Origin of the sequence: Succinatimonas hippei YIT 12066, assembly GCF_000188195.1 — a bacterium.
Classification (GTDB): domain Bacteria; phylum Pseudomonadota; class Gammaproteobacteria; order Enterobacterales; family Succinivibrionaceae; genus Succinatimonas; species Succinatimonas hippei.
Window position 1 is genome coordinate 675 of record NZ_GL831068.1, and the last position, 9,486, is coordinate 10,160.

Consider the following 9,486-nt stretch of genomic DNA (forward strand, 5'->3'; position numbering starts at 1 on the left):
ACACTGAGTTTCTCCTCGCGATGATCTCCGCCATGAAGGACGGGGTTTTAGCCGCTAATCTTTTTTGATAAACTCCATTGCTTTAACTAATAATTCATCTTCAAGCCTATTAATTATTTTCAACAAATCATCAGCTCTAGAATCTTCTTGAAATTCAAGGGTATCAACATAGTCACGCAAATCAGGCAAAGAATTTTCAACAGTAACCGTAAGCTGTTTTAATATTTTAAGCAATACTTCCGAAGGTTCCTGCGGGCCTGAAAGCTGTGTAGTCAATTTTTCTAAGGAATCACATAAGCTCTTAGCCGAATTGATAATTTGTGAAGTGCGATCCGTTTGCATGTTGTTACCCTTTATCTAGCTACGCTTGAGGAATTATTTTTCCAGAATTTTCTTCGTTAGATTTGCATATTTGCTCTTTCCAAACAGTGGTTGGAATAAATGAAAAAGGATCATTAACTAAAGCAATTTTTAAAACTTCGTCAATTTTACTTACAGGGATAATTTTCATGCCACGCTTAACATTAGCAGGAATATCCCATAAATCCTTTTCATTATCCTTAGGAATTAAAGCGATTTTTATACCGCCGCGCAGAGCAGCTAAAAGTTTTTCTTTAAGTCCTCCTATAGGAAGAACATCTCCGCGTAAAGTGATCTCTCCCGTCATAGCCACATCGGCTCGTACCGGGTTGCCCGTTATCGCAGAAACAATGGCAGTAACCATTCCCACACCGGCAGAAGGTCCTTCCTTCGGCGTTGCTCCTTCGGGAACATGAATATGCAAATCGCATTTTTCAAAAAACTCTTTATCAAGATGTAATAAAGAAGAACGGGATCGGACCAATGTGGTTGCGGCACTAATTGATTCCTTCATTACCTCACCGAGTTTTCCGGTAAGTAAATGCTTACCCTTGCCTTCATTTGCAACCGCCTCAAGTTGTAAAATATCTCCGCCAAGCGAAGTCCAAGCAAGTCCGTTAACAAGACCTACTTTGTTTTCCTTAAGCTTTGATGTGAAATCAAAACGTCTAGGACCTAAAAGCTTTTCAAGAGTTTTTATAGTAATGATGCGTTTTTTCGTTGTCTTGGTCTTTTTTGCCGTTTTTGACATCATCATTTCTTTTACTGTTTTACGGCAAAGCTCATTAATAATGCGCTCAAGACCGCGAACACCTGCTTCATGGGTGTAATAACGAATTAATTCATATATTGCTTCATCAGTGATACTGAACTCTCTATCCGTAAGAGCAGTAAGATGCATTTGCTTTTTAATTAAATGCTCTTTAGCTATATGGAATTTCTCTTCTTCCGTATATGAAGACAAATCAATAATTTCCATACGATCAAGCAAAGGTTGGGCAATATTGTAAGAATTTGCTGTTGCAATAAAAAACACTTTGGATAAATCGTATTCAAGCTCCACATAATTATCGGTAAAGCTTTTATTTTGTTCCGGATCCAACACTTCAAGCAATGCAGATTCAGGATCTCCGTGCAATGAATTTGAGACTTTATCTATTTCATCAAGTAAAAATAAAGGATTATTTACCCCTACCTTACTGATATTTTGAATTATGCGACCGGGCATTGCACCAATATAAGTACGGCGATGTCCGCGAATTTCGGATTCATCATGCATACCGCCTAAAGCAACACGTACGTATTTACGTCCGGTAGCCTTTGCTATTGAAGCGCATAAAGATGTCTTGCCGATGCCGGGAGGTCCCATCAAACATAAAATACTGCCGCGATTATTATCGGTACGGCTTTGTACCGCTAAAAATTCTAAAATGCGATCCTTTACTTTTTCCAATCCGTAATGATCGGCATCTAAAACCTCTCTTGCTTTTACCAAATCAGAGTTTACTTCATCTCCTTGTTCCCACGGTATATTCAAAAGAGTATCTATATAATTTCTGACAATAGTACCTTCAGCGGCATTATTGTTCATAACCGATAGTTTTTTAAGTTCTTTTTCAATTTTTTTCTTAACGTTTTGAGGAGCCTTTAAATTTTTTAATTTTTCCTTATACTCAGCAATTTCATCTTCATCATCTATATCAAGATCAAGTTCATGTTTAATAGCTTTCAGCTGCTCGTTTAAATAATAATCTTTCTGATTCTTCTCCATGGAAAGTCTGGCTTCCTCACGGATTCGATTATCTAATTCAGCTTTATATGAATAACCGTTTAAAAGAGCAATCAGTACCTTTGCTCTCTCAACTGCAGATAAGGTTTCAAGCATTTGACGTTTTTCTGCAGGATCAAGAGTCAATACCTGACACAACATATCGGTAAGAACATTTAATTTTTGCTGATTCTTAATGTTCTCAACCATATCATTAGGTACCGTTCCGTCAATAAGCGGTCGTGCACAATTTTCAGAATGCTGCATTGCATACAAAAGAGCGGATTGCAAAGCATCCAGATATTCTTTTTCTATTTTCAGATCGATTTGCGGCTCTTCAAGAATTGCTATTTCTGCCTGACGATAACGAACTTTAGGATCATCAATAATATTTAACAGTTTAATACGTTTAAAGCCGTAAATAAGGCTGCGATAATTATCAGGAATACGACTGTCTCCTGATAAAACATGACATAAAACGCCTATTTTTTGCAAGCGATCAGAAGAAGGAGCCTCATCAGTATCAAAAAGCTGACAGAAAATCGCTATTTCGCGACTATCTGATTCTATTGCTGCCTTAAACGCTTCAATTGACTGATCGCGAGCTGCAATAATCTGTACATTAGAATGCGGTGTGATGGTTAAGCCGCGTAAAGTAATTAAAGGAAGTGTTTTAAATTCATTTAGTTGTTTTTCGGACATACTTATTTATCTCTAATCTGTAACTCAGGCTTACTCAAAATTAAATATTAATTATTTACTGCAAATGATATATAAGGACAAAAGAACAAAATTCAAGAAGGGAAAAATCGCGATCTTTTATCAGATCACGATTTAAAGATTAACAGGCAGCTTCATTAGCAGGAAGAGTCTTTTTGATAACCTTGGGCTCAAGCTGCTCTTTTACCGTTTGTTCATCAACAATTATTTTAGCTACATCATTTACTGAAGGAATATCATACATAGTATTTAACAGCAATCCCTCAACTACGGAACGCAGGCCTCTAGCTCCGGTATGTCGCTTAATGGCAATATCAGCAATTGCTTTTAAAGCTTCTTCTGTAAATTCAAGGTCGACTCCTTCATAACGAAGCATTGTCTCAAACTGGCGAACAACTGCATTTTTCGGTTCACGCAAAACTCTAACTAAAGAATCGCGATCAAGCTCGGATAGAGCGGTAATAACCGGCATACGACCGACAAATTCGGGAATAATTCCGAATTTAACCAAATCATCAGGCTCAACCTTACGGTATTTTTCGGTTAAAGACAGCTTATCGTTCTCACCTAAAACCTCAGCACCAAAACCTATACCGGAATTCTTTGAAACGCGTTTTTCTACAATCTTATCTAATCCGTCAAATGCACCGCCGCAAATAAACAAAATTTGAGAGGTATCAACTTCAATCATTTGCTGCTGCGGATGCTTTCTTCCACCCTGAGGAGGAATTGATGCTACCGTTCCCTCAACAAGCTTCAGCAAAGCCTGCTGAACACCCTCACCGGAAACATCTCTAGTAATAGAAGGGTTCTCAGACTTTCTGGCAATTTTATCTATCTCATCAATATAGACAATACCGCGCTTAGCTTTTTCTACATTGTAATCGCAACTTTGCAACAAACGAACAATAACGTTTTCAACGTCTTCACCAACGTACCCTGCCTCTGTTAAAGTAGTAGCATCGGACATGGCAAAAGGAACATTTAAAAATTTAGCTAAAGTCTGAACAAGCAACGTTTTTCCGGAACCTGTAGGTCCGATAAGCAAAATATTAGATTTACCAAGCTCAACATCGCTATTATCCATTGAGTGCTTTAAGCGCTTGTAATGGTTATATACTGCGACAGAAAGAACTTTTTTAGCTTCATCCTGGCCTATAACATAGTCATCCAAATGACGAGTAAGCTCATGCGGAGTAGGAATATTCTCCAAATCCAGACCGGCGTTTTCTACACTCGAAGGAACATCTGTCAAAACGCCTTTTTGCTTTAAAATTTCATTACAATGCTGAACGCATTCTGAACAAATACAGTTACCACTGCTTGCCTGAATCAATGTTCTGGTTTTAGATGAAGGTTTACCGCAAAAAAGGCATACTGATTTGCCGGGATTTTTAGTATCAGACATTTTTCTTAACTAATAACTAATTGGAAATTTCATCACGACTGGTAATTACACGATCAATAAGACCATAAGCTAACGCCTCTTCGGCACTCATGAAATTATCACGATCGCAATCCTGCATTACCTCGTCAACACTTTTGCCGGTATGCTTGGCTAGAAGCTCAGTCAAAGTTCGTTTTACCCGCTCTGTTTCTCTTGCATGAATCATAATGTCAGAAGCCTGACCTTTAAAACCGCCTAAGGGCTGATGAATCATGATGCGTGAATGAGGAAGAGCAAAACGCTTGCCCGGAGCGCCTCCGGCTAAAAGAAAAGATCCCATGGAGCAGGCTTGACCCATGCATAATGTGCAAACATCCGGCTTAATGTATTGCATGGTGTCATAAATGGCCATACCTGCAGTAACTACACCGCCTGGCGAGTTGATATAAAGATAAATATCTTTATCAGGATCATCTGATTCAAGGAACAATAACTGAGCGACGATCAAATCGGCCATGTGATCTTCGACTTCTCCTGTCATAAAAATCACACGTTCTTTTAACAGCCTTGAGTAAATGTCAAAAGAACGTTCACCTCTGGCAGTTTGTTCAATAACCATCGGCACTAGTGTAGATGCCATTGTTTCTCCTTAAAGGACGACCACATAAGTTAAACAAACCTGTTTACGAATATAACGCAAACAGGTTTTAAGGCAATAAAGTACCTTATTAAATCTATAAACAGTTTTCAAATATTCATAAAAGACCCCTCTTATATCTGGGATCTTTCACGAAATTACTGCTGATTATTACCAATGAGCTCTTTGAAAGACTTCTTAACGTCAGTTACCTGAGCGTTAGCAAGAATTGCTTTAACAACATCATCTTCAAAGGACTTGTTCATAATATAGCTCATCTGCTGCTTGTCGGCACGAAGCTGTTTGATAACCTCTTCAGGATTCTCATAAGCATCGGCGATCATAGCAAGATTATCATTTACAGTTGCATCATCAGCCTTTTCAAGCTTCAAATCGGCAACGATAGCACGAATAGCATAACCTAAACGAGCATCATGAAGAGCCTCTTCCTGGAATACTTCATCCTTAAGCTCAGGCAAACGAGTCATACCGTATCTACGGAAATTAGCTTCGGTACGCTCACGTAAACGCTTAATTTCAGCATCTACAGCTGCCTTAGGAACATCAAACTCGCCATACTGCTTGCTAACAGCTTCATAAACGTTAGAAGCATTTTTCTGAGTTACTGCACGCTTTAATTCACGCTCCATATTGCGGCGCAAATCTTTGCGGAAAGTTTCCATAGAACCGTCTTTAACACCGAAAAGCTTAACAAAATCTTCATTGACTTCCGGAAGAACCTGTTCAGAAACAGAATTTACGGTGATATCAAATTCAGCGTCTTTACCCTTTAAATTTTCGGCATGATAATCTTCGGGGAATTTAACCTGAATGGTAAATTTATCGCCGGCCTTATGACCTACAATCTGCTCAGAGAAACCAGGGATCATGCGGCCACTGCCTAAATGCAATGAAAAGTCTTCTGCTTTACCGCCTTCAAACGGAGCACCGTCAACACGACCTTCAAAATCGATCTTAACAAGACTGTCTTTGTTGGCCTCACCGTCATCTACAACTTTCCATTTAGCCTGCTGCTGACGAAGAGTCTCAATCATATCATTGATGTCGTCTTCAGTAATTTCAGCATTAACTTTTTCAATTTGAAGCTCGGAAAGAGGTTTTACAGCAACTTCAGGAGAAACTTCGCAGACAGCTTCATAAACGAAGTCCTGACCGAGATCGCAGGTTTTAATTGTAATCTCAGGCATGCCCGGAACATCAAGATTGTTTTCCTGTAAAGCCTTAACGAGAGAGGAATTAATAACAGATGAAGAAGCTTCTCCGATAATGTTGGCGCCATAATACTTCTCTAATACGGAAGTAGGAACATGACCCTTACGGAAACCGTCAATACGAGCGGTCTTAGCAACTTTACGCAATTCCTGAGTATATGCCTTTTTGAACTCTTCTGCCGGAACAGTTACGGAAACAAGGCGTTTTAAACCTTCTTTGTTCTCGATTGAAACCTGCATCTTTTACCTCTATAGGTTGCAGTAACTAACTAAATAAATAAAAAATTCTTTGACGCTGCAATATAAACCGTGCAAAACGTCGTTAAAACTTATGCATTATATAAAAGATTAGATTATCCTATCAAGATAAAAACACCACGTTAATTTAACTAAGATTCCAATTTAGGATAAAAAAATGGCTGGATCTGCTTATCTTGGAGTAATTGAGGGCTTTTTCGGAAAAAGCTATGGATATACTAAAAGATCACACCTGCTGGATTTTCTTCATAAAAATAATTACTCATTTTATATTTATGCTCCTAAAGAAGACAAATTCCTGCGTTCAGATTTAAGTGAAAGCATGCCAGAAGCAAAAATTTCAGAATTATCGTTTTTAGGACAGAAAAGCAGAATTTTAAACATTGATTTCGGTATCGGTATCAGCCCGCTTAATCTTAGTTCATCGTTTGACTCATTAAGAAATAAACTTCTGCAAAGAATCGACAGCTACACCAAAAGAACAAATTCAGTAATACTTGCCCTGCTTTTTGATGACGTAAAGCTTGAAGATCCGCATATTGGCTTTTTACAAAATAAGATCATAAAAGATGTTTACGATAATATGCCGTCAAGAATAAAACGACTTATTGTTTGTCCTTCTTATTATTCTGAGGATCCGATTTTGGATCGTGTCTTCGGTAAAAGACCCGAGCATTATTTTACTGAACTGACTGCAAGTCTGCCTTCTGATATTGATATTTTTTGGACAGGACCTAAAGTGCTGTCTCAAGACATAACTGAAAATGATATTTTAAGAGCAACAGAACTTTTAGGCAGAAAACCGTTTATTTGGGATAATTACCCGGTAAACGACGGAAAAAATATAGCGGACTTTTTATTTCTTTCTGCGTTTAAAGGAAGAAGAAATCTTTTAGGCAAAATAGAGGGTCATGCTGTAAACCCAATGCTCGAAATGTACTTAAGTTATCCAGCATTAACAACTTTGCCTTTAATTTACAAAAACCTCTCGGACAGCGCAATCAAAGACGCATGGTTAAAATGCTTAAACGATATTTTTAAAGATAAAACAAAACTCATTCTGGAAAATCAAAAATTTTTTGAAAAAGAAGGATTATCAAAAATATCGCAAATTCATAAAGACGAACTTTTATCAAAACTGATAAATGACAGCTCACCTGCCGTTTTGGAGCTTAAAGACTATCTTTTGGGCAAATACCGCTTTGATCCTGCATGCCTTACTTAAGTACGAGCTTCGTTTTTATCAGAAATTTTTAGACCGGCTTTAAGCTCATCTAAAAATATTCGGGCAGGCTGAGAAAGCATGCGGTCTTTTTTCCACACAATATAACTTTCAGAATACAAAGTCGGTTCAAACGGTACAAAAACTACAGCATTGTTAAAGTCCGAGTGATCGCCGATTAAACCGTCAAAAGCGATAATATGACCTAAAGAGCTTTTAACCAGCATAACTGCATTATTTATAAAATCGCATGTGGCAGCAATTCGCAGATTGATAGGAGGGAACCCCAACCATCCTTCCAATGCTTTATTCTGAAACATAGTTTTTGACATAATCATCGGTAAACCGCGCAAATCTTGAGGACAAATCTTTTGTTTTTGAGAAAGAACACTTCCTTTAAGGGTATAAATTCCGAAACGATTTTTATCATGTATTTTTAAAAAGGCAAAAGACGGATCCGGCATATGAACCGTTAGAGCCAGCTCACATATTCCATTTTCAATATAATTTAACGCATGCTGTCTGATTGCCGTCATCAAATCAAAATACACAAAAGGATTTTTTTGGTTAAATTCATGCATTACTTTGGCAATATTAAGCATGGTCGGGGTTTCCGCTGCCGCAAAAGAAATAACGCCTTCAAGTTTGTCAGATGTTTTTATTTCCTTTTTCATGCGCGATACCATGTCCAACACCTCAACGGCGCGCTGATATAGTAAAAGACCTTTCTCGGTAGGTTTAATACCGTTTTTTGAGCGCTCAAAAAGCTTATGCCCGACCTCTTCCTCAAGCTCGTGAAATTGCCTGGTCAAAGTGGGCTGAGTAACATAAAGCTGCCTTGACGCCTCGTTAATGCTTTTAGCTTCCACAGCAACAATAAAGTATCGTAAAACCCTTAAATCCATATAACATACATCTCCAAAAGCAGCTCAGCCATACATCGTTTAAGGAAAGATCGGCAATAAAATCCGCAACATTAAATATATACACCTTTTAAATGTAATCTAAAAAAGCGTTTTTAAATAATTTGCACAAAAACACAACAATTGAGTTAAATTTTCATATTTATCGTGAAGGATAGACTTAGATCTATACTTTTGCTGTCAATGTGAACTGAGGTAATGCAATGAAAAATATACTCGTAGTATCAGGACATACAGATCTTGAACAAGATTCCGTAGCCAACAAAACTATTCTTGAAAATTTAAAGCAGCAATTGCCTGATGCGGTTTTTGATTTATTAGATGCACAATATCCTGATTTTAATATTGATGTTAAAAAAGAACAGGAAAAACTCATAAAAGCAGATATTATTGTTTTCCAGTATCCTATTTTCTGGTATTCAATGCCTTCGCTTTTACACAGATGGGTAGAAAAGACCTTCGTACACGGTTTTTCTCACGGTTCTAAGGGCAAAAGCCTGCAAGGCAAAAAGTTAATTGCTTCCTTTACTACAGGAGCTCCTGAAACGTTTTTTGCCAACGGCGGCATTGATCATATGCTTTATCCCATTCATGGAATTTGCAATTTATGCGGTATGGAGTTTAAGGGTTATGTTTACACAGGTGGGGTTTCATACCAATTGCGCACTGATGAAGCTTCTTTAAGCCAAATTAAAGCCAAAGCCTGTGAACACGCAAAACGTGTAATAAGCCTTATTAATACAATCTGATATCAATAAATAAAGACAATCCTCTTTTGACTGAGGATTGTCTTATGTCAACAGCACCTCTCCAATCTGACCTATTTGTTTTTCCATACATATCACTGCAACTCTTTAACTTTTAATGCTTTTTCCTTATTACAAGCTCTAAAAAATCAGTATTTAACAAAAATCGAAGACAAAAATAAACTAAAAACAGCTTAGCTTTAACGGTAAGATACTTACGCTTAGGGATGGTA

Annotated in this window: 8 protein-coding genes; 2 read left to right on the forward strand and 6 right to left on the reverse strand. The window is 37.7% G+C overall.

The window, feature by feature from the left end; genetic code table 11:
- Positions 1-54 precede the first annotated feature (54 nt).
- The 5 genes from HMPREF9444_RS09360 to tig form a co-directional block, all read right to left on the reverse strand.
- Positions 55-342: a P-loop NTPase family protein gene (locus HMPREF9444_RS09360; protein ID WP_009144193.1), complete on the reverse strand. Its 288-nt coding sequence runs from the start codon at positions 340-342 to the stop codon at positions 55-57.
- Between the two features lie 19 nt (positions 343-361).
- On the reverse strand, positions 362-2,830 hold the full coding sequence (gene lon, locus HMPREF9444_RS09365; RefSeq protein WP_009144194.1) for an endopeptidase La: 2,469 nt from the start codon (positions 2,828-2,830) through the stop codon (positions 362-364).
- A 139-nt stretch (positions 2,831-2,969) separates the two neighbouring features.
- Entirely contained in the window at positions 2,970-4,256 is a 1,287-nt protein-coding gene (gene clpX / locus HMPREF9444_RS09370; RefSeq protein ID WP_009144195.1) for an ATP-dependent Clp protease ATP-binding subunit ClpX, read from the reverse strand.
- Positions 4,257-4,272: 16 nt separating this feature from the next.
- Complete coding sequence (gene clpP, locus HMPREF9444_RS09375) at positions 4,273-4,875, reverse strand: ATP-dependent Clp endopeptidase proteolytic subunit ClpP (RefSeq protein WP_009144196.1); 603 nt, start codon at positions 4,873-4,875, stop codon at positions 4,273-4,275.
- A 155-nt stretch (positions 4,876-5,030) separates the two neighbouring features.
- On the reverse strand, positions 5,031-6,344 hold the full coding sequence (gene tig / locus HMPREF9444_RS09380; protein WP_009144197.1) for a trigger factor: 1,314 nt from the start codon (positions 6,342-6,344) through the stop codon (positions 5,031-5,033).
- A gap of 175 nt (positions 6,345-6,519) precedes the next feature.
- Here tig and HMPREF9444_RS09385 point away from each other — a divergent pair, with 175 nt between their 5' ends.
- On the forward strand, positions 6,520-7,587 hold the full coding sequence (locus tag HMPREF9444_RS09385; protein ID WP_009144198.1) for a beta-N-acetylglucosaminidase domain-containing protein: 1,068 nt from the start codon (positions 6,520-6,522) through the stop codon (positions 7,585-7,587).
- Here HMPREF9444_RS09385 and HMPREF9444_RS09390 read toward each other — a convergent pair.
- A complete protein-coding gene (locus HMPREF9444_RS09390) occupies positions 7,584-8,489 on the reverse strand; it encodes a LysR family transcriptional regulator (RefSeq protein ID WP_009144199.1) in 906 nt (301 codons plus the stop codon). The two genes, HMPREF9444_RS09385 and HMPREF9444_RS09390, sit on opposite strands and share 4 nt — an antisense overlap.
- A gap of 221 nt (positions 8,490-8,710) precedes the next feature.
- Between HMPREF9444_RS09390 and HMPREF9444_RS09395 the strand changes: the two genes are divergently transcribed.
- Positions 8,711-9,256, forward strand: a complete 546-nt coding sequence (locus HMPREF9444_RS09395; RefSeq protein ID WP_009144200.1) for an NAD(P)H-dependent oxidoreductase — start codon at positions 8,711-8,713, stop codon at positions 9,254-9,256.
- Positions 9,257-9,486: the final 230 nt, after the last annotated feature.